This window comes from Variovorax sp. RTB1, assembly GCF_035018765.1.
Lineage (GTDB): Bacteria > Pseudomonadota > Gammaproteobacteria > Burkholderiales > Burkholderiaceae_C > Variovorax.
This window is the reverse complement of record NZ_JASJXG010000025.1, coordinates 1-19601: the sequence shown is the minus strand read 5'-3', so window position 1 is coordinate 19601 and position 19601 is coordinate 1. Positions and strand designations below refer to the sequence as shown.

Annotated in this window: 14 protein-coding genes, 2 tRNA genes and 1 pseudogene; 1 reads left to right on the top strand and 16 read right to left on the bottom strand. The window is 61.8% G+C overall.

Annotated elements, in window-relative coordinates; translation table 11 throughout:
* The first annotated feature begins 43 nt into the window (after nucleotides 1–43).
* The gene (locus tag QN397_RS15990) at nucleotides 44–736 is read left to right on the top strand and encodes a Crp/Fnr family transcriptional regulator (RefSeq protein WP_323498366.1); all 693 of its coding nucleotides are present in this window, start codon (nucleotides 44–46) and stop codon (nucleotides 734–736) included.
* A gap of 68 nt (nucleotides 737–804) precedes the next feature.
* Here QN397_RS15990 and QN397_RS15985 read toward each other — a convergent pair.
* The 16 genes and pseudogenes from QN397_RS15985 to QN397_RS15910 all read right to left on the bottom strand — a co-directional run.
* Nucleotides 805–880, bottom strand: a tRNA-Phe gene (locus tag QN397_RS15985).
* Nucleotides 881–919: 39 nt separating this feature from the next.
* Nucleotides 920–1621 (bottom strand): response regulator, encoded by a 702-nt coding sequence (locus QN397_RS15980; protein ID WP_187053263.1) that lies wholly within the window; start codon nucleotides 1619–1621, stop codon nucleotides 920–922.
* Between the two features lie 45 nt (nucleotides 1622–1666).
* Nucleotides 1667–3987 (bottom strand): annotated as a pseudogene (locus tag QN397_RS15975) (ATP-binding protein); the annotation flags it as partial.
* Nucleotides 3984–4676, bottom strand: a complete 693-nt coding sequence (locus QN397_RS15970) for a DUF4390 domain-containing protein (RefSeq protein WP_323498364.1) — start codon at nucleotides 4674–4676, stop codon at nucleotides 3984–3986. The pseudogene QN397_RS15975 and the gene QN397_RS15970, both read right to left, overlap by 4 nt.
* Entirely contained in the window at nucleotides 4627–5913 is a 1287-nt protein-coding gene (gene rsmB, locus QN397_RS15965) for a 16S rRNA (cytosine(967)-C(5))-methyltransferase RsmB (protein WP_323498408.1), read from the bottom strand. Before rsmB ends, QN397_RS15970 begins: the two co-directional genes overlap by 50 nt.
* 136 nt (nucleotides 5914–6049) lie before the next feature.
* Complete coding sequence (locus tag QN397_RS15960) at nucleotides 6050–6619, bottom strand: lema family protein (protein ID WP_323498363.1); 570 nt, start codon at nucleotides 6617–6619, stop codon at nucleotides 6050–6052.
* A 101-nt stretch (nucleotides 6620–6720) separates the two neighbouring features.
* Nucleotides 6721–10950: a DNA-directed RNA polymerase subunit beta' gene (gene rpoC, locus QN397_RS15955; RefSeq protein WP_323498362.1), complete on the bottom strand. Its 4230-nt coding sequence runs from the start codon at nucleotides 10948–10950 to the stop codon at nucleotides 6721–6723.
* 20 nt (nucleotides 10951–10970) lie between these two features.
* A complete protein-coding gene (gene rpoB, locus QN397_RS15950) occupies nucleotides 10971–15095 on the bottom strand; it encodes a DNA-directed RNA polymerase subunit beta (RefSeq protein ID WP_323498361.1) in 4125 nt (1374 codons plus the stop codon).
* Nucleotides 15096–15382: 287 nt separating this feature from the next.
* On the bottom strand, nucleotides 15383–15754 hold the full coding sequence (gene rplL / locus QN397_RS15945; protein ID WP_187053269.1) for a 50S ribosomal protein L7/L12: 372 nt from the start codon (nucleotides 15752–15754) through the stop codon (nucleotides 15383–15385).
* A gap of 46 nt (nucleotides 15755–15800) precedes the next feature.
* Nucleotides 15801–16346, bottom strand: coding sequence for a 50S ribosomal protein L10 (gene rplJ / locus QN397_RS15940; protein WP_323498360.1), 546 nt, complete (start codon nucleotides 16344–16346; stop codon nucleotides 15801–15803).
* A gap of 261 nt (nucleotides 16347–16607) precedes the next feature.
* A complete protein-coding gene (rplA, locus tag QN397_RS15935) occupies nucleotides 16608–17306 on the bottom strand; it encodes a 50S ribosomal protein L1 (protein ID WP_187053271.1) in 699 nt (232 codons plus the stop codon).
* On the bottom strand, nucleotides 17307–17738 hold the full coding sequence (gene rplK / locus QN397_RS15930) for a 50S ribosomal protein L11 (RefSeq protein WP_187053272.1): 432 nt from the start codon (nucleotides 17736–17738) through the stop codon (nucleotides 17307–17309).
* A 148-nt stretch (nucleotides 17739–17886) separates the two neighbouring features.
* Nucleotides 17887–18486, bottom strand: a complete 600-nt coding sequence (nusG, locus tag QN397_RS15925) for a transcription termination/antitermination protein NusG (RefSeq protein WP_323498359.1) — start codon at nucleotides 18484–18486, stop codon at nucleotides 17887–17889.
* Complete coding sequence (gene secE, locus QN397_RS15920; protein WP_187053274.1) at nucleotides 18486–18869, bottom strand: preprotein translocase subunit SecE; 384 nt, start codon at nucleotides 18867–18869, stop codon at nucleotides 18486–18488. Before secE ends, nusG begins: the two co-directional genes overlap by 1 nt.
* Nucleotides 18870–18941: 72 nt before the next feature.
* Nucleotides 18942–19017, bottom strand: a tRNA-Trp gene (locus QN397_RS15915).
* Between the two features lie 11 nt (nucleotides 19018–19028).
* A partial coding sequence (locus tag QN397_RS15910) for an EF-Tu/IF-2/RF-3 family GTPase (protein ID WP_323501416.1) occupies nucleotides 19029–19601 on the bottom strand: 573 nt, incomplete at its 5' end.

Below are 19601 nucleotides of genomic sequence, written 5' to 3'. Positions count from 1 at the left end.
TGGCTCCTCCCCCTTTCGGAGGCGCCAGCAACCGAAAGCCTTCTTGCCCACTTCGTCGAATCAAATGATCGAGCGGCTGCCGCGCGCCGCCCGTTCCAGGCTCATCGCAATCTGCGAACCGCACCCGCTGGTACTGTCCGAAGTCCTTTGCGAAGCCAAAACGTCCACGCGTCACGTTTACTTTCCGACGGAGGGCTTTATCTCGCTGGTGTCCGTCATCGATGGGAACCAAGGCATAGAGGTCGGAATGGTCGGACAAGAAGGCATGCTGGGTGCGCATCTGGCGCTCGGCGTGGCTTCGCAGCCTCTGCACGCGCTGGTACAAGGTACCGGGTCGGCATTGCGGATCAATGCTCGCGCCTTTCGCGCCGAGCTGAGCCAAAGCCCGGCGTTGCAAAGCGCGGTCTTTCGTTATCTCCATGTGCTGATGGCTCAGCTCGCTGTATCGACCGCCTGTGTGCGCTTTCACTCCGTGCAACCAAGATTGGCCCGTTGGCTCTTGATGAGCCAGGACCGAGCAGCCTCGGACGGTTTTCGTGTCACGCATGAATTTCTGGCCTACATGCTCGGCGTTCGAAGGGTGGGAATCACTTCTGCAGCGAGCGCATTGCGGCGCGATGGGCTGATCAGCTATCACCGTGGTGACGTGACAGTGCTCGATCGCAAAGGCCTGGAAGCCGCTGCCTGCACTTGCTATGCGGCGGATTGCCGGTCTTACGCAGCTGTCATGGGGTGAGGCGGCCCGCCACTGCGGCCCGCATAAAAAAACGGATTGCGCTGACGCGCAATCCGTTGATTTCAATTTGGTGGCCTGGGGCGGAATCGAACCACCGACACGCGGATTTTCAATCCGCTGCTCTACCAACTGAGCTACCGGGCCATACACACAAGCTCTTGCAAGCTCGAATGCAGCCTCAAATTATACCGCGCTGCGGCGGCCCCTAGAAAGGTCGACGCCAAGTTGTTTGAGTTTGCGATAGAGGTGCGTGCGTTCAAGGCCGGTCTTCTCGGCAACTCGCGTCATGGAACCGTTTTCCATGGCGAGGTGAAATTCGAAGTACGCCTTTTCGAAGCCGTCGCGTGCGTCACGCAATGGGCGGTCGAGGTCGAAGCTTTGGTTCGATTGGGGGCCTGGGTCCGTAGCTGGGATGTGCAGGGGGGGCGGCACCATCGTGCTGTCACTCACAGTGGTCAGCGCTGCAGCGAAGCTGCTCGATGCGGCAGCCGGCACCACGTTCGCAGCAGCCCGACGTGCGCTCTCGCGAGCGAGACCCTGTTCGACTGCCTTGAGCAGCTTCTGCATCGTGATCGGCTTTTCGAGGAAAGCGAACGCGCCGATGCGGGTAGCGTCCACTGCCGTGTCGATGGTCGCGTGGCCGCTCATCATCACGACCGGCATGCTGAGCAAGCCAGCTGTCGACCACTCCTTCAAGAGCGTGACGCCATCGGTGTCCGGCATCCAGATGTCGAGCAGCACGAGATCGGGCCGAGCGCGCAGCCGTGCGGCGCGCGCCTCGGCTGCGTTCTCTGCGAGTTCCACGTTGTGGCCTTCGTCATTGAGAATTTCGAAGAGCAGGTCTCGTATGCCCAGCTCGTCGTCGACCACGAGGATATTTGCCATGAATGCTTGTTTACTGCGCCGGTATGAGGCCCGCTCGCCAAAGAAAGACTTTGCGTCTTCGGTGTGAGCGACCGCTATTGCGGATCGCCTGCCAACGCGAATGATAACGAGACTTGCGCTCCTGCTACAGCTCCGTCGGACACGCGGTTGCTCAGCTCGATGCGCGCACCGTGTTCATCGGCGATTTTCTTGACCACCGCGAGCCCGAGACCGGTGCCTTTGGTCTTGGTCGTGACATAGGGTTCAAACGCTCTTTTCAGGATGTTCTCGGCGAAGCCCGGCCCACTGTCCTGCACCGTCAATCGCACCCGTTGGCCGGAGTCGGAAAGGCGCGTGCGAATGCTGATCTCGCCGGCGCGACCGAGACTGTGGGCAGCCGTTTCCGCCGCGTCCTGAGCATTTTGTAAAAGGTTGTGAATCACCTGCCGAATCTGTTGTGCATCGCCTCGAATCGGCGGGCAACGCGGGTCGAGTTCGGACAACACGGCGATAGGCGCGTTCTCGGCACCATACAGTTGGAGCACGTCGCCGACGAGTGCGTTGAGATCGACCGCCTTGAGGTCTGCAGCGGGCAGGCGGGCGTAGTCACGAAACTCGTTGACCAGCCGCTTCATCGCGTCGACCTGGTCGACGATGGTCTTGACCGATTTGGTGAGGATCGCCTGTTCAGGCGCTGCCACCTTGCCAGACAACTTCATCTCCAGCCGCTCTGCCGACAGCTGAATCGGCGTCAACGGATTCTTGATTTCATGTGCCAGCCGCCGCGCCACCTCGCCCCATGCCTGCGCGCGCTGTGCCGACACGATTTCGGAGATGTCGTCGAACACCAGAAGCCGAGCGGCGCCCGGCAGCTCCGCCCCCCGCGCCACGAGATTGATGGCGTCCTGCGACAGGCCGTTGCCCGAAGCGTGCAACTCGAAAGCATGCTGCCAATGGTCCAGCCCATGCTGCAGGCGCTCGACCTGGAAGTCGTCGAACTGCTGCTGCACGTCTTGCCCAAACTCGGTCAGGCCCGGCACTTCGCTCAGCAAGCGACCTTCGAATGCGGCCAGCGGCGCCCGCAGAACACGCGTGGCGCCGGGGTTGATCGAGAGCATCGTGCCCCTCGCGTCCAACACGATCACGCCCGAGGTGAGGTTGTCGAGAATGGTCTGGAGATTGGCCCGCGCGGCGTCGAGCTGCCCCATCGTCTTTTCGACCGCGCCGCGGGCGTCCGACAGCTGTTGCGTCATGACGGCGAAAGAGCGCGTCAGCCCACCAAGCTCGTCCCTGCCTTGCAACACTGCGGTCGGTCGCAGATCGCCAGCTGCGACCTGCCTCACGCCGTCGGCCAATACCAGCAATGGTCGCGCCAGCTGGGTGCCGAACAGCACCGCCAGCAGCACGGCGCCGAACACCGCCAGGAACAGACTGAGCGTGAGCGTACCGATGTACATGCGCCGAAGGCCCTCGCGCGCCAGCGCTCGCTCCTGGTATTCGCGGTTGGCTTCCTGCACCGCCAGCGCGTTGGCAACGACGGCGGGCGGCAGAGGTTGCGTCACTTGCAGGTAGCGAGGCTCGGTATTGAAATCGAAGCCCGGTCGCTGGACCAGCGCCAGGGCACGAATGGTGGCGGCGGGTGGCGCATTGGTGCCCGGTGCCGGCACTTCGTCCAGCCCTTCGATGTGCGCGATCGGTCGATCGGCGCGCACCTGTCGAAACTGCTGCTGCGTCGGTCGCTCGGGACTGAGCTGAAAGCGCGAGGCGCCGGCACTGGCGACCAGTTGCCCGGTGCCCGTCCAGAGCACCACGTCGCTGGCGCCCAACTGGTCGCGAATACGCTCGAGCAGCAGGCCGGCGCTCGCATCGGATACCTCGGCGAGTTGGCTACTGGCGACGCGTGCTTTGGAAGCGAGCTCGTCGGACAAGGAATCGAGCGTGGCACGGCCGAGGTTCAGCCCGGCGTCGAGCGCGCCCTCTACCTTGACGTCGAACCAGCTTTCGATCGACCTTGCGACGAATTGATAGGACACCACGTACACCAGCGCGCCCGGTACGACGCCAACGAGCGCGAAGATGGCCGCCAGCTTGATGAGCAACCGGCTGCCGAACTTGCCCTGCTGCAACCGGCGCAACAGCCTGAAAGCGACCCAACCGATCACCAGCACCAGTAGCGCCGCGACCACGACGTTAATCCCGAAGAGGCGCGCGTAGTTCTGCTCGTAGAGCGCGCGGTTGTTGGTCGCCTGCGCAAGCAGGAAGATCAGCACCAAGCCGATGGCCGCAACCAGTGCGACCCCTACGCCGACGGCCCAGCGCACGGCGCGCGAACGGCGCGCAGCGGGTGACGACGCGCCGCCGCGAGGGCCGCCATTTCCGCTACTCACTTCAGTTTCTCCAGTGCCAGGCGCGCGCTGCGTTCGACCACGATGTTCCAGTCGGCCTGCCCCGCCACGCCGATCTGGAACGGCCGCGGAAGTTGCGTGGTGTCGAGCCTGAAACTGAACTGCACGGGCTGCGTCGCCTCGTCGCCAACCTCGCTCCGGTCGGCCAGCCGAAGCCTTCCGACGCGTTTGATCGCGTCCAGAGCTTCGGGCAGGCTGTCGAAGTTCTGGTTCAAGGACACGCCCAAACCCGCATTCGCGATAGGCACCGACGACACGTTGAGCCGCCAGCGCCGGCTGAGTGGCTGGTAAGCCAGCCGCATGTGGCGCGTGGCCGACCCGACCTTGCGATCCGCCCAGTACCAACGCTCACGATAAAGCTCCGCGTCGACCACGAAATAGATAGCGATACCTTTGTCGAGCACCTCACCGACGCCCAGGGGCAGTTCGAACTGGACCTGCGCGGTCAAATAGATGCCGTCGTCGGCCTCCTCCAGCCGCATTTGAGTAATGGAGGCTTGGGGCGAGTCGGCCAAGGCGGGCTTCGTCACACCTGCCAGCGTGCCAATGACAAGCAATGCTGCGAGCGCGACGATCTGACGCCGGCGCATCGGCAAACCGACCGCTGCCAGAGCGCGCAACTCAGCCGGTGCGCTTTTCGAGCAGGGCGTAGAAGAAACCGTCGTGTTCACCCAAGGCATTGTCCGGGACGGCATGGGCAATCCCGGCGCTTTGGGGTAGCAAATGGCCGGGCGAAGGTCGCAATCGGGCGTCGGTGTTGTGCGCAAGAAACGCATCGATCTGGTGCGAGCCCTCTTCACGAAAAACCGAACAGGTGCAGTAGACAAGACGTCCTCCAGCCCGCACCAGCGGCCAGAGTGCGGCCAGCAGCTGGGCTTGCTGGGCCGCCAGCTGCTCGATGTCGCTCTCACGGCGCAGCCATCGGACGTCCGGATGGCGACGCACGATGCCCGACGCCGTGCAAGGCGCGTCGAGCAGGATGGCATCGAATGGCGTACCGTCCCACCAATTTTCCGGTCGCGCAGCGTCGGCCACGACGATATTCGCCTGCAATCCGAGCCGCGTCAGCGTTTCCTGGATACGGCCAGTGCGCGCGGCGTCGATTTCGAGCGCGGTGACATCGAGGCCGCGTCCACGGTCGAGCTCCAGCAGGTGCGCAGTCTTGCCGCCGGGCGCGGCGCAGGCGTCGAGCACTCGCAGACGCGCCCCGGACGCCAGATCGAAGCCTTCGAGCAGCAGCGGCGCGGCGAGCTGCGCGGCGGCGTCCTGAACCGACACTTCGCCTTTGGCAAAGCCGGGCAGTTGCAGCACAGGTCGCGCGCGGCCCAATTGCACGCCGCTCGTGCCCACGGCCTTGGCGGTCTGCCTGTCGGCTGTCAGGGCGACCAGGTAGTCGGCAACCGACGTCTTGCGGAGATTGACGCGCAACGTCAGCGGCGCTTGCAGGTTGTCGGCCGTAAGCACGCGCTGCCAATCGCGCGGATGGTCGCGCCGCAGCCGCTCAATCCACCAGCGCGGATGGTTCCACTGCGCGACCGGCTCGCGTTCCGTCACCTCGACCAGCTCGTCGCGCTCTCGCAGAAAGCGCCGCAAGCAGGCGTTGATGAAGCTCGCTTGGGCACGCGTGGCGGGGTTGCGCTTGGCGGCCTCGACGGCTTGATCGACCAAAGTAAAGGGCTCGTACGGCGCACGGCCAACGTCCCACGCCAAAGCCAATGCGGTGCAAAGCAGCGCGTCGGCGGCCGGTGGTGGCGTGCGTTTGGCGAGGTGCCGACGCAGCGCCTCGGCGCGCCCGAGCCATCGCAGCACCTGGAAGCCGAGCGCCTGCACGCCGGGCCGCATGGCGGTCTCCACATTTTCGAAGGCGACGGAGCCGGACACGCCGCTCCGGATGGCGGCCAGGGCCATCGCTGTCAGCTGCAATTGGCGCCAAAGCGGCGGCTGGTTCGGCGCAGTGCCGCTGGAGGGGTCTGTGAGATCGGGCAAGTTGCCGCCATGGTAACGGGGCGCGCGAGCTGCCGCCGCTGCGGCGAGGTCCAAGGCGTCAAAGCAAGGGCGCCGCCGGACGCAACCGCGTGATCCAGGCGATGAGCACAGGGGGAAACTGCCGAATGGCAGCGTTGTATTGCGCAACGGCCGTGTTGAACTGCCCGCGCGCAATCTCCGCTGCAGCCGATGGTTCCGGCCATGCAATGAAGCGGCTGAGAAATGGTGATGACGGCGCTTCGTCGACGCCCTTCAGAGGCGCAGGTCGCGACAGCGTGCCCTCGGCATCGAAGCTGACGACATCGTCGGGATGCAGGCGCTGCCATGCCGACAGCATGACGTTAAGGGCCGTCCCGAGCGCGTCGATGCGCTCGGGGTCGAGCGGGCGCATCCGCGTCGCTGCCAGCAGTGTGGTGAGCTGCGTGGTGGCTGCCAGCAAAGACTCCGCCCCGACGGCCGCGTTGGCCTGGACGAACTCGAGTTGCCGCAGCAATGCGGCGTCGAGGATCGCATACGCCTGGAAGGCCGCAGAACGCAGCCTGACCATCCGGTTGTAGGCACCGACGAACCAGAACAGCAACAGCGCACAGCCGATCCAGAAAGCCAATGAATCAGGGGCCGCACTCATCGCCGGAACAGAATGAAAAACGCCCTCCGTCCGCAAGCGGAGGGAGGGCGTCGGATACCGGTCATGCCGGCATGCTAACGCGCGGTAGCGCGTGGGGCCGATTACTCGGCTGCGGCGCCTTCGCCCGCGTCGGCCGTCGCAGTGTCGTCGCTGGAATTGCCAGCCAGTTCGGCCGCTTCCGAATCGGCGATCGCGCGGCGCTCTGCCTCGTCCATGGCGTCCTTGACCTTGCGTGCCTGGTGGTACGCCATGCCGGTGCCTGCGGGAATCAGGCGGCCGACGATGACGTTTTCCTTCAGGCCGCGCAGTTCGTCGCGCTTGCCCATGATGGCCGCTTCGGTCAGCACGCGCGTGGTTTCCTGGAAGGAAGCCGCGGAGATGAACGAGTCGGTCGACAGCGATGCCTTCGTGATACCCAGCAGCAGGTTGGTGAACGTCGCGGGGATCTTGTCAGCGGCGCGCAGGGCGTCGTTGGTGTTGAGCATTTCGCTGCGTTCGACCTGTTCTCCGGAGATGTAGTTGGTGTCGCCGATGTTGTCGACAACGACCCGACGCAGCATCTGGCGAACGATCACCTCGATGTGCTTGTCGTTGATCTTCACGCCTTGCAAGCGATACACGTCCTGCACTTCGTCCACGATGTAGCGCGCGAGTTCTTCCGAGCCCAGCAGGCGCAGGATGTCCTGCGGATCGGCCGGTCCGTCGACCACAGACTCGCCCTTGTTCACCACCTGGCCTTCGTGGACCAGGATGTTCTTTTCCTTCGGCACGAGGTCTTCATAGACGCCGCCTTCGGGATCGGTGATCTGCAGGCGAATCTTGCCCTTGGTCTCTTTACCGAACGACACGGTACCGGTCATCTCGGCCAGCATGCCCTTGTCCTTCGGTGAACGGGCTTCGAACAGCTCCGCCACACGCGGCAGACCGCCGGTGATGTCGCGCGTCTTCTGACCTTCGACCGGAATGCGCGCCAGCACTTCGCCAGGGCCCACGTCCTGGCCGTCGCGGATCTGGACCAGTGAGCCGATCGGGAAGCCGATCGTCACCGAGTGGTCGGTGCCGGGGATCTTCACTTCGTTGCCCGTGCCGTCGATCAGCTTGACCTGAGGACGAACCACCTTGGTGGCACCGCGACGCTTCGGATCGATCACGACCAGGGTCGACAGACCGGTCACTTCGTCGACCTGCTTGGCAACCGTGAGACCTTCTTCAACGTTCTCGAACTGGGTCTTGCCGGCGAACTCCGTAATGATCGGGCGCGTCAGCGGGTCCCAGTTGGCGAGCACATGGCCAGCCTTGACTTGCTGATCCGCCTTCACCGCCAGGATGGCGCCGTACGGCACCTTATGACGCTCGCGCTCACGGCCATGCTCGTCGTGAATCACGATTTCGCCCGAACGCGAGATGACGACCAGATCGCCCTTGCCGTTGGTCACGTAGCGCATCGTGGCGTTGAAACCGATCGTGCCGTTGGACTTTGCTTCGACGCTGGAAGCGATCGCCGAACGCGATGCCGCACCGCCGATGTGGAAGGTCCGCATCGTCAGCTGCGTGCCGGGTTCGCCGATCGACTGCGCCGCGATCACACCGACAGCTTCGCCGATGTTGATCAGGCCGCCGCGACCGAGATCTCGTCCGTAGCAGGTGGCGCAGATACCAAAACGCGTTTCGCACGTGAGCGCGGTCCGCACCTTGACTTCGTCGACGCCTTGCGCCTCGAGCACTTCGATGTTGTCCTCGTCGAACATCTCGCCGGCCTTCAGCAGCACCGAACGATTTTCCGGATGCAGCACGTCTTCGGCCGCCGAACGACCGAGGATTCGGTCCCGCAACGATTCGATGGTTTCACCGCCTTCGACGATGGCGCGCATGAGGTAACCACCGTGCGTACCGCAGTCCTGCTCGATGACCACCAAGTCTTGCGTCACGTCGACCAAACGACGCGTCAGGTAACCCGAGTTGGCCGTCTTCAATGCCGTATCGGCCAGGCCCTTACGGGCACCGTGGGTGGAGATGAAGTACTCCAGCACGTTCAGACCTTCGCGGAAGTTCGCGGTGATGGGCGTTTCGATGATCGAGCCGTCGGGCTTGGCCATCAAACCGCGCATGCCGGCAACCTGGCGAATCTGCGCAGCGGAACCGCGAGCGCCCGAGTCGGCCATCATGTAGATCGAGTTGAAGGACTCTTGCTCGACGTCCTTGCCATGGCGATCGATGACGCGCTCTTTCGAGAGCTTGGACATCATGACCTTCGACACTTCGTCGCCCGCCTTGCCCCAGATGTCGACCACCTTGTTATAGCGCTCGCCAGAGGTCACCAGACCCGAGACGTATTGCTGCTCGATCTCTTTCACTTCCTTGGCCGAGCGCTCAATGATGCCGTGCTTTTCGGCGGGCACCAGCATGTCGTCGATGGCGATCGAGATACCGGCTTTGGTGGCGAGACGGAAACCGTTCTGCAACAGCTTGTCGGCGAACACCACTGTCTCTTTCAAACCGCACTTGCGGAACGAGACGTTGATGAGCTTGGAAATTTCTTTCTTCTTCAGCGCCTTGTTGATGTTCGAGAACGGCAGGCCCTTCGGCAGGATCTCGGACAGCAACGCACGGCCTACGGTCGTGTCGACGAGCGAGGTCGACGCGGTGAATTCGCCGGTTTCCTTGTCCTTGGCGTACTCGGTGATGCGCACCGCCACGCGGGCGGTCAGCTCGACCACGTCGGCGTCGAGTGCACGCTGAACTTCGCCGATGTCGGAGAAGATCAGGCCCTCGCCCTTGCCGTTGATGCGGTCGCGGGTCGTGTAGTACAGACCCAGCACCACGTCTTGCGACGGCACGATCGATGGTTCGCCGTTGGCCGGGAACAGCACGTTGTTGGAGGCCAGCATCAAGGTGCGGGCTTCCATCTGCGCTTCAACCGACAACGGCACGTGGACGGCCATCTGGTCACCGTCGAAGTCGGCATTGAAAGCCGCGCAAACGAGTGGGTGCAGCTGGATCGCCTTGCCTTCGATCAGGATCGGCTCGAACGCCTGAATGCCCAACCGGTGCAGCGTGGGTGCACGGTTCAGCATGATCGGGTGCTCTTTGATCACCTCTTCCAGAATGTCCCAAACCACCGGCGTGCCGGATTCGACTTCCTTCTTGGCCGCCTTGATCGTCGTCGCGATGCCCATGGCCTCGAGGCGCGAGAAGATGAAGGGCTTGAACAGTTCGAGCGCCATCAGCTTTGGCAAGCCGCACTGATGCAGCTTGAGGGTCGGACCCACCACGATGACCGAACGACCCGAGTAGTCGACCCGTTTGCCCAGCAAATTCTGGCGGAAACGACCGCTCTTGCCTTTGATCATGTCGGCAAGCGACTTGAGTGCACGCTTGTTGGCGCCCGTCATTGCCTTGCCGCGACGACCGTTGTCCAGCAGCGAGTCGACGGCTTCCTGCAGCATCCGCTTTTCATTGCGCGCAATGATTTCCGGCGCCTTCAGTTCCAGCAGACGGCGCAGGCGGCTGTTGCGGTTGATGACGCGTCGATACAGGTCGTTCAGGTCGGAGGTCGCAAAACGGCCACCGTCGAGCGGCACCAGCGGACGCAGGTCCGGCGGCAGCACCGGCAGCACGTCGAGCACCATCCAGTTGGGCTTGATGCCCGACTTGCGGAAGGCTTCGAGCACCTTGAGGCGCTTGGAGTTCTTCTTGACCTTGACTTCGGAACCGGTCAGGTCGCCGCGCAGGCGTTCGATCTCGCTGTCGAGCTCGATGCCTTCGAGCAGATCCTTGATGCCTTCGGCGCCCATCTTGGCAGTGAACTCGTCACCGAATTCCTTGCGCTTGGTGTCGTAGTCGTCTTCGGACATGATCTCGCGCTTCTTCAGCGGGGTCATGCCGGGGTCGGTGATCACGTACGCTTCGAAATACAGCACGCGTTCGATGTCGCGCAGCGTCATGTCGAGCACCAGGCCCAGACGCGATGGCAGCGACTTCAGGAACCAGATGTGGGCGCAAGGTGCGGCCAGATCGATGTGACCCATGCGCTCGCGGCGCACCTTGGTCTGCGTGACTTCAACGCCGCACTTCTCGCAGATGACACCGCGATGCTTAAGACGCTTGTACTTGCCGCAAAGGCATTCGTAGTCCTTGATAGGGCCAAAAATCTTCGCGCAGAACAGGCCGTCGCGCTCGGGCTTGAACGTGCGGTAGTTGATCGTTTCCGGCTTCTTCACTTCACCGAAAGACCACGAACGGATCTTCTCGGGTGAAGCCATGCGGATGCTGATGGCATCGAAATGCTCATCGGGCGTGAATTGCTTGAACAGGTCGAGTAGTGACTTCATGTGACTCTTTCCTTTTCTGCTTATGAACGTTCGAGTTCGATGTCGAGGCCGAGGGAACGAATTTCCTTGACCAGCACATTGAACGATTCCGGCATGCCGGCTTCGATGGAGTGTTCGCCCTTGACGATGCTCTCGTACACCTTGGTACGGCCCACAACGTCGTCGGACTTCACCGTCAGCATTTCCTGCAGGACGTAGGCAGCGCCGTAGGCTTCGAGTGCCCACACTTCCATTTCGCCGAAACGCTGACCACCGAACTGAGCCTTGCCGCCCAGCGGTTGTTGCGTAACGAGCGAGTACGGACCGGTCGAGCGCGCGTGCATCTTGTCGTCCACCAAATGGTGAAGCTTCAGGAAGTGCATGTAGCCGATGGTGACCGGACGATCGAACTGATCACCCGTGCGGCCGTCGTACAGGTAGGCCTGCGTGCGCGTGTCGGTGAGACCCTTGAGCTTGGCGATCTCTTCCGGATAAGCGAGCTTCAGCATGCCGCGGATTTCTTCTTCCGAAGCGCCGTCGAACACCGGCGTCGCGAAGGTCACGCCGGCCGCCAGATTGGCGGCCATCGCCAGCACATCGCTGTCGCTCAGTTGCGCCAGGTCTTCCTTGCGGCCGGAGCCGTTGTAGAACTGGTCCATGAACTTGCGCACTTCGGCCACCTTGGCCTCGGCTTGCAGCATGTCGCCGATGCGCTGACCGATGCCCTTGCCGGCCCAGCCCAAATGCACTTCGAGGACCTGGCCCACGTTCATGCGCGAAGGCACGCCCAGCGGGTTCAGGCAGATGTCGCACGGCGTGCCGTCGGCCATGTGGGGCATGTCTTCGACCGGAACGATCTTGGACACGACGCCCTTGTTGCCGTGACGGCCGGCCATCTTGTCGCCGGGTTGCAGGCGGCGCTTGACGGCCAGGTAGACCTTGACCATCTTCAGCACGCCAGCCGGCAGCTCGTCGCCTTGCGTCAGCTTCTTGCGCTTCTCTTCGAACATCAGATCGAAGCTGTGACGTGTTTGCTCCAGCGAGTTCTTGATCGATTCAAGCTGCGAGGCCACTTCGTCGTCCGCTGGGCGGATGTCGAACCAGTGGAACTTCTCGACCGACGTAAGGTACGCCTTGTCGAGCTTGGTGCCCTTGGCCAGCTTGTTCGGGCCACCATTCGCAGCCTTGCCGGTCAGCAGCTTCTCGATACGGTCGAACGCATCGGCTTCGACGATGCGAAGCTGGTCGTTCAGGTCGAGGCGGAAGCGCTTGAGTTCGTCGTCGATGATCTGCTGCGCACGCTTGTCGCGCACGATGCCTTCGCGGGTGAACACCTGCACGTCGATCACGGTGCCTTGCGAGCCCTGATCCACCCGCAGCGAGGTGTCCTTCACATCGGATGCCTTCTCGCCGAAGATGGCGCGGAGCAACTTTTCTTCAGGCGTCAGTGTGGTCTCGCCCTTCGGCGTGACCTTGCCCACCAGCGTATCGCCCGGCTGCACTTCGGCACCGACGTAGATGATCCCGGATTCGTCCAGCCGGTTGAGCTGTTGCTCGGCAAGGTTCGGGATGTCGCGGGTAATTTCTTCGGCACCCAACTTGGTGTCGCGCGCCATGACCACCAGCTCTTCGATGTGAATCGAGGTGTAGCGGTCTTCGGCGACGATCCGTTCGCTGATCAGGATTGAGTCTTCGAAGTTGTAGCCGTTCCATGGCATGAACGCGATCAGCATGTTCTGGCCGAGGGCCAGTTCGCCGAGGTCGGTCGATGCGCCGTCGGCCACCACGTCGCCCTTGGAAATGTGGTCTCCACGCGCCACGATCGGGCGCTGATGAATGTTGGTGTTCTGGTTCGAACGCTGATACTTGATCAGGTTGTAGATGTCCACACCGACTTCACCGGCCGCCGCTTCGGCGTCGTTCACGCGCACCACGACACGGGTCGCATCGACATAGTCGACCACGCCGCCGCGGGTGGCCGTCACCACGGTACCGGAGTCGACCGCGGAAACGCGCTCGATGCCGGTGCCGACGAACGGCTTTTCAGGGCGCAGCACAGGCACGGCCTGACGCTGCATGTTGGCACCCATCAATGCGCGATTGGCATCGTCGTGCTCCAGGAACGGCACCAGGGATGCCGCGACCGACACGATCTGCGCCGGCGACACGTCCATGTACTGAACGCGCTCGGCACCGACCAGGATCGATTCGCCGGCTTCACGTGCGGAAACCAGGTCGCCGGTCAGCTTGCCGTCCTTGTCCAGAACCGCATTGGCCTGGGCAATGACGTACTTGCCTTCTTCGATGGCCGACAAGTAGTCGATGTCCATCGTGACCTTGCTGTCAGCCACGCGACGGTAGGGCGTTTCGATGAAGCCGTATTCGTTCAGGCGGGCGTACAGAGCCAGCGAATTGATCAGGCCAATGTTCGGGCCTTCAGGCGTTTCGATCGGGCACACGCGGCCGTAATGGGTCACGTGCACGTCGCGCACTTCGAAGCCGGCACGTTCACGCGTCAGACCGCCCGGGCCAAGAGCCGACACGCGGCGCTTGTGGGTGATTTCGGACAGCGGGTTCGTCTGGTCCATGAACTGCGACAGCTGCGAAGCGCCGAAGAACTCTTTCAACGCCGCCGAGATCGGCTTGCTGTTGATCAGGTCGTGCGGCATCAGCGGCTCTTGCTCCGCTTGACCCAAACGTTCCTTCACGGCCTTTTCGATCCGTGCCAAACCGGTGCGGTACTGGTTTTCGGCCAGTTCGCCGACGCAACGTACCCGTCGATTGCCGAGGTGGTCGATGTCGTCGACTTCGCCGTTGCCATTGCGCAGGTCGACGAGGATCTTGACCACTGCCAGGATGTCTTCGTTGGTCAACACCATCGGACCGGTCGACTCGTCGCGACCGACCTTGGCGTTGAACTTCATACGGCCGACGCGCGAAAGATCGTACGTGTCCGGGTTGTAGAACAGACGCTGGAACAGCGCTTGCACCGCGTCTTCCGTCGGCGGCTCGCCGGGACGCATCATGCGGTAGATGGCCACACGCGCTGCGAACTCGTCAACGGTTTCGTCGATGCGAAGGGTTTGCGAGATGTACGCGCCCTGGTCGAGTTCGTTGGTGTAAATCACCTGGATGTCTTGAACACCCGCTGTGCGCAGCTTCTTCAGCAGCGCTTCGGTCAGCTCATCGTTGGCCTTGGCCAGAATTTCGCCGGTGTCGGCTTCGACGATGTTGCGGGCAATGACGCGGCCAACCAGGAAGTCTTCCGGCACGCTGATGTGCGTGGTCTTCGACTCTTCCAGTTCACGCGTGTGGCGCGCGGTAACGCGCTTGTCTTTGGCGACCACGACCTTGCCGGACTTGTCGGTAATGTCGAAACGGGCGACTTCACCGCGCAGGCGTTCGGACACGAACTCCATCTGCGCGCCGCTGTCCATCAGGCGGAAGTTGTCATTCACGAAGAAGTTCGCGAGGATCGATTCCGGGTTCAGGCCGATGGCCTTCAACAGGATCGTGACAGGCATCTTGCGGCGACGGTCGACGCGGAAGTACAGCATGTCCTTCGGGTCGAATTCGAAGTCGAGCCACGAGCCGCGGTAAGGAATCACGCGGGCCGAGAACAGCAGCTTGCCGCTCGAATGGGTCTTGCCCTTGTCGTGCTCGAAAAACACGCCCGGAGAACGGTGCAGCTGCGACACGATGACGCGCTCGGTACCGTTGACGATGAAGGAACCCTTCTCGGTCATGAGCGGTACTTCGCCCATGTAGACCTCTTGTTCCTTCACTTCTTTCACCACCTTCGACTGCGAAGTCGACGACTCGCGGTCATAGATGATGAGTTGAACCTTGGCGCGCACGGCCGAGGCGAAGGTCAACCCGCGGGTCTGGCATTCGCGCACATCGAACGCCGGTTTCGCCAGGTTGTATTCGAGGTACTTCATCTCGACAAAACCGTTGTGCGAGACGATAGGGAACGCCGCTGTGAAAGCGGCTTGCAGACCTTCTATGGTGCGCTTGGTGGGCGCGATGCCGGCTTGCAGGAACGCGGTGTACGCGTCTTTCTGCATCTGCAGCAGGTAAGGGATTTCGACGACGCTGTCGCGATTGCCGAAACTTTTTCGGATGCGCTTGCGCTCGGTGTAACTGTACGCGGACGTTTGGGCCATGAGAGCTCCGGGGCTTGAGATCTTGCGCGACTTGAGTCGATGCTTTCGCACCACTCCCTGGCGGCTGGCCACTACCAGCCCTGGCGGACGGCGATGCATTGCACATCGCCCGAACCAAGGGGTCTTCTGTAGTCGGGGTCAGAAGACACTAGAAAGTCTTGAATTGACTTTCTGGTGGCCTCTCGGAGCCCGTTAAAAACCGCACCGCAGCATGGATTTTGAACGCGCTCTGAAAGCGGCAAAGGCTGGAGGGCCATAAAGCCCTCCAGCCCTTCGCGGAAACCGAATTACTTCAGTTCCACCTTGGCGCCGGCATCTTCCAGCTTCTTCTTGGCAACTTCGGCGTCAGCCTTGGACAGGCCTTCCTTGACAGCCTTGGGAGCGGCTTCGACCAGATCCTTGGCTTCTTTCAAGCCCAGGCCGGTGATTTCGCGCACAGCCTTGATCGCCGAAACCTTGTTCGGGCCAGCTTCCATCAACATGACATTGAATTCAGTTTGTTCTTCAGCGACTGCGGCGGCTGGGCCGGCGGAAGCGGGGCCTGCCATGGCAGCAGCGCTCACGCCAAACTTCTCTTCGATGGCTTTCACCAGGTCGTTGAGTTCCAGGACCGTCATGCTGTCGAGCGCGGTCAGAAATGCGTCTTTATCGAATGCCATTTTTGTTTCCTAACAATTGGGTTGAAATGTTTAAACGCAAGCCGGCTTACGCTGGCTGCGCTTCGGCTTCTGCCGGAGGTGCATCGGGTGCTGCTTCTACCGCGCCTTCGCCACGTTTCGCCGCCAGCGCCGCGAGCACGCGAGCGGTACGGGAAATGGGGGATTGCATCAAGCCCAGCAATTGCGCCAACAACACTTCCTTCGAAGGAATGCTGGCCAGTTGCTTCACGCCGTTCACGTCCAGGACTTTGCCGCCGAATGCACCGCCGCGAATCACCAACTTGTCGTTGGTCTTCGCGAAATCGGCCACCACTTTCGCGGCGGCCACGGCATCGACGGAAAAACCGTAGATCAGCGGACCGGTCATCTGGTCACCGAGGACTTCGAATGCGCTACCAGCGACAGCACGGCGTGCCAGCGTGTTTTTAAACACGCTGAGAGTCACACCCTTGCTGCGCGCTTCATTGCGCAACTTGGTCATATCGGCAACCGTGATACCACGGTATTCCGCCAGAACGAGCGTTTGAGCTTTTGCGGCGAGGCTGGTCACGTCACCGATGACCGCTTCTTTCTCACTGCGATTCAGACTCAAGGTCTACTCCTTTTAATGCGCCTCTCAGCCTGGTTTTTGCCACAGCCTCGGGACGCGCTTCATGCAGCGACCAACCGTTCAGGAAACAAATCCTTTGCAGCGGGATCGCCATCTGCGCTGGTCGCCTCTCGCGCGGGGGAGGCAATTAAGTACAGGCTGCCCTGCACACCAACGGTCTTGGATGGCCCACGGCAACAGAAGCTGCCGCGACCCACCACATCGCCCCGCCGTTCGAACAGCAGGGCAAATTCTCTTGCTCTCTCAGCTCGCCGAGATGGTTTGCGTGTCCACGCGGACACCTATGCCCATCGTCGACGAAACAGCCACCTTGCGCAGGAACACGCCCTTGCTGGTCGCCGGCTTGGCTTTCACCAGCGCTTCGATCAGTGCAACCAGATTGCCCTGCAACTTGTCGGTGTCGAAAGAACGACGTCCGATCGTGCCGTGGATGATGCCGGCCTTGTCGACACGGAACTGCACCTGGCCTGCCTTCGCGTTACGAACCGCTTGGGCGACGTCGGGCGTCACAGTGCCGACCTTCGGGTTCGGCATCAAACCGCGTGGGCCGAGGATCTGGCCCAACGTACCGACGACGCGCATGGCATCCGGCGCAGCAATGACCACGTCGAAAGGCATATTCCCCGCCTTGACCATCGCGGCCAGGTCGTCCATGCCGACGATGTCGGCGCCGGCCGCCTTGGCTTCTTCAGCCTTTGCGCCCTGGGCGAACACAGCCACACGCTTGGTCTTGCCGGTGCCGTTGGGCAGCACGACAGCGCCACGCACGACTTGATCCGACTTCTTTGCGTCGATGCCGAGTTGCACTGCGACGTCGATCGATTCGTCGAATTTGGCGGTGGCCGCGTCTTTCACGAGACCAATAGCTTCGATCAAGGCGTACAGCTTGTCGCTGTCCACTTTGCCTTCAGACACTTTTTGTTTTTTGGTGAGCTTGGACATTTACACGCCCTCCACAGTCACGCCCATCGAACGGGCAGTGCCGGCGATGGTGCGAACCGCTGCGTCCAAATCGGCAGCGGTCAAATCCTTCATCTTCGTCTTGGCGATCTCTTCGAGCTGGGCGCGCGTGATCTTGCCGACCTTGACGGATTGCGGCGTGGCCGAACCCTTGTCAATTTTGATCGCCTTCTTGATCAGGATGCCCGCTGGTGGCGTCTTGATAATGAAGGTAAAGCTCTTGTCAGCGAACGCAGTGATGACCACTGGCAGCGGCAGGCCGGGCTCGACGCCTTGAGTCTGCGCGTTGAACGCCTTGCAGAACTCCATGATGTTCAAACCGCGCTGGCCCAATGCGGGACCGATAGGCGGTGAGGGGTTGGCTTTACCAGCTGGCACTTGCAGCTTGATGAAGCCGACGATTTTTTTCGCCATGCTTTTCTCCTTGCGGGTGATAACGCGTTGGCTGGTTCAGCCTCGGCTCCCCGGGGGTTAACGACTCTTCGATAAAAACCGCGTGCGAGTCGGACTACGCGCGGTCAAAATTGGTTCCGGTCTTCCGACCGGCGGCATCAGGTCTGGCTCAGGTCTTTTCGACCTGGCTGAACTCGAGCTCGACCGGCGTCGCGCGGCCGAAGATCATGACCGAAACGCGGACCTTGCTCTTCTCGTAGTTCACTTCTTCGACGGTGCCATTGAAGTCGGTGAACGGGCCGTCCTTGACGCGCACGAACTCGCCCGGCATGAACTCGACCTTGTGACGGGGTTTCTCGGAGCCCTGCTGCATCTGATTGACGATGTCTTCGACCTCTTTTTGCGAGATCGGGGCTGGCCGATTTTTCGCACCGCCGACAAAACCCGTCACCTTGTTGGTGTGCTTCACCAGGTGCCAGCTCTCGTCGTCCATGATCATTTCGACCAGCACGTAGCCCGGGAAGAAGCGACGCTCTGTGGTGCGCTTCTGACCATTCTTGATTTCGACGACTTCTTCTGTCGGCACCAGAATGCGACCGAACTTGGCCTGCATCCCCACGCGGCTGATGCGCTCGAGGATGTTGCGTTCGACGGCCTTTTCCATTCCAGAATAAGCGTGCACCACATACCAGCGCAGATCCGGGTTGGCAGCAGGTGCCAACAGCGGATTCACCTCTTCCGGCGTGGTTTCAACAACTTCTTCGGTCATTATTTTCTCCAACCCAGAATGAGGTCAAAAAACACCCATTCGAGCGTCTTGTCGGTGAGCCAAAGGAAAACGGACATGATCGCGACGAAGCCGAACACGTACGCCGTCATTTGCATCGTTTCCTTGCGCGTCGGCCAGACGACCTTCTTGACCTCACGCCAGGAGTCGCGCCCGAAAGCCCAGAGCTGACGGCCGTTTTCAGAACTGGCGAATGCACCCACCGCTGCCGCGAGCAACACGAGCAACACGGCCCACTGCACCAGCGAGCCCTGGCGCGTGAGCAGGTAGAACGCGACGATGGCGCCCACAGCCAGCAACACCGCCGCAGCCAATTTGGCTTTGTCTGCACCGGTGCTCACGGTTTCGATTTGAGAAGTTGCCATGGTTGGCTGTGTTTCCTTAGACGCCGAAGCCCGTCAGGACATGACGGGCTTTTCAAGAGCTGCCACCTCAGGTGGCAGGGGCAGTAGGAATCGAACCTACAACCTTCGGTTTTGGAGACCGACGCTCTGCCAATTGAGCTATACCCCTTCGTTATCTTCTTAAGCGAGGACCTTGGCCACGACGCCAGAGCCGACGGTCTTGCCACCTTCGCGGATGGCGAAGCGCAGGCCTTCTTCCATGGCGATCGGGTTGATCAACTTCACGGTGATGCTCACGTTGTCGCCAGGCATGACCATTTCCTTGCCTTCGGGCAGCTCGATCGCACCGGTCACGTCCGTCGTGCGGAAGTAGAACTGCGGGCGGTAGTTATTGAAGAACGGCGTGTGACGGCCGCCTTCGTCCTTGGACAGGACATAGACTTCGGCGGTGAAGTGGGTGTGCGGCTTGATGGAGCCGGGCTTGCAGAGCACTTGGCCGCGCTGGACGTCTTCGCGCTTGGTGCCGCGCAAGAGCACGCCGACGTTGTCGCCAGCCTGGCCTTGGTCGAGCAGTTTCCTGAACATTTCCACGCCGGTGCAGGTGGTCTTCTGGGTTGGCGAGATGCCGACGATCTCGATTTCTTCGCCGACCTTGATGACACCGCGCTCGACAGCGCCGGTGACGACGGTGCCGCGACCAGAGATGGAGAACACGTCTTCCACAGGCATCAGGAAGGCACCGTCGATGGCGCG

Bases quoted from the DNA above. Each gene is read 5' to 3' on its own strand.
- nusG (WP_323498359.1), bottom strand. From the start codon at position 18,486: ATGACCGAAGAAGTTGTTGAAACCACGCCGGAAGAGGTGAATCCGCTG.
- secE (WP_187053274.1), bottom strand. From the start codon at position 18,869: ATGGCAACTTCTCAAATCGAAACCGTGAGCACCGGTGCAGACAAAGCC.
- rpoC (WP_323498362.1), bottom strand. From the start codon at position 10,950: ATGAAGTCACTACTCGACCTGTTCAAGCAATTCACGCCCGATGAGCAT.
- rplL (WP_187053269.1), bottom strand. From the start codon at position 15,754: ATGGCATTCGATAAAGACGCATTTCTGACCGCGCTCGACAGCATGACG.
- QN397_RS15960 (WP_323498363.1), bottom strand. From the start codon at position 6,619: ATGAGTGCGGCCCCTGATTCATTGGCTTTCTGGATCGGCTGTGCGCTG.
- rplA (WP_187053271.1), bottom strand. From the start codon at position 17,306: ATGTCCAAGCTCACCAAAAAACAAAAAGTGTCTGAAGGCAAAGTGGAC.
- rplK (WP_187053272.1), bottom strand. From the start codon at position 17,738: ATGGCGAAAAAAATCGTCGGCTTCATCAAGCTGCAAGTGCCAGCTGGT.
- rpoB (WP_323498361.1), bottom strand. From the start codon at position 15,095: ATGGCCCAAACGTCCGCGTACAGTTACACCGAGCGCAAGCGCATCCGA.
- rsmB (WP_323498408.1), bottom strand. From the start codon at position 5,913: ATGGCCCTGGCCGCCATCCGGAGCGGCGTGTCCGGCTCCGTCGCCTTC.
- QN397_RS15980 (WP_187053263.1), bottom strand. From the start codon at position 1,621: ATGGCAAATATCCTCGTGGTCGACGACGAGCTGGGCATACGAGACCTG.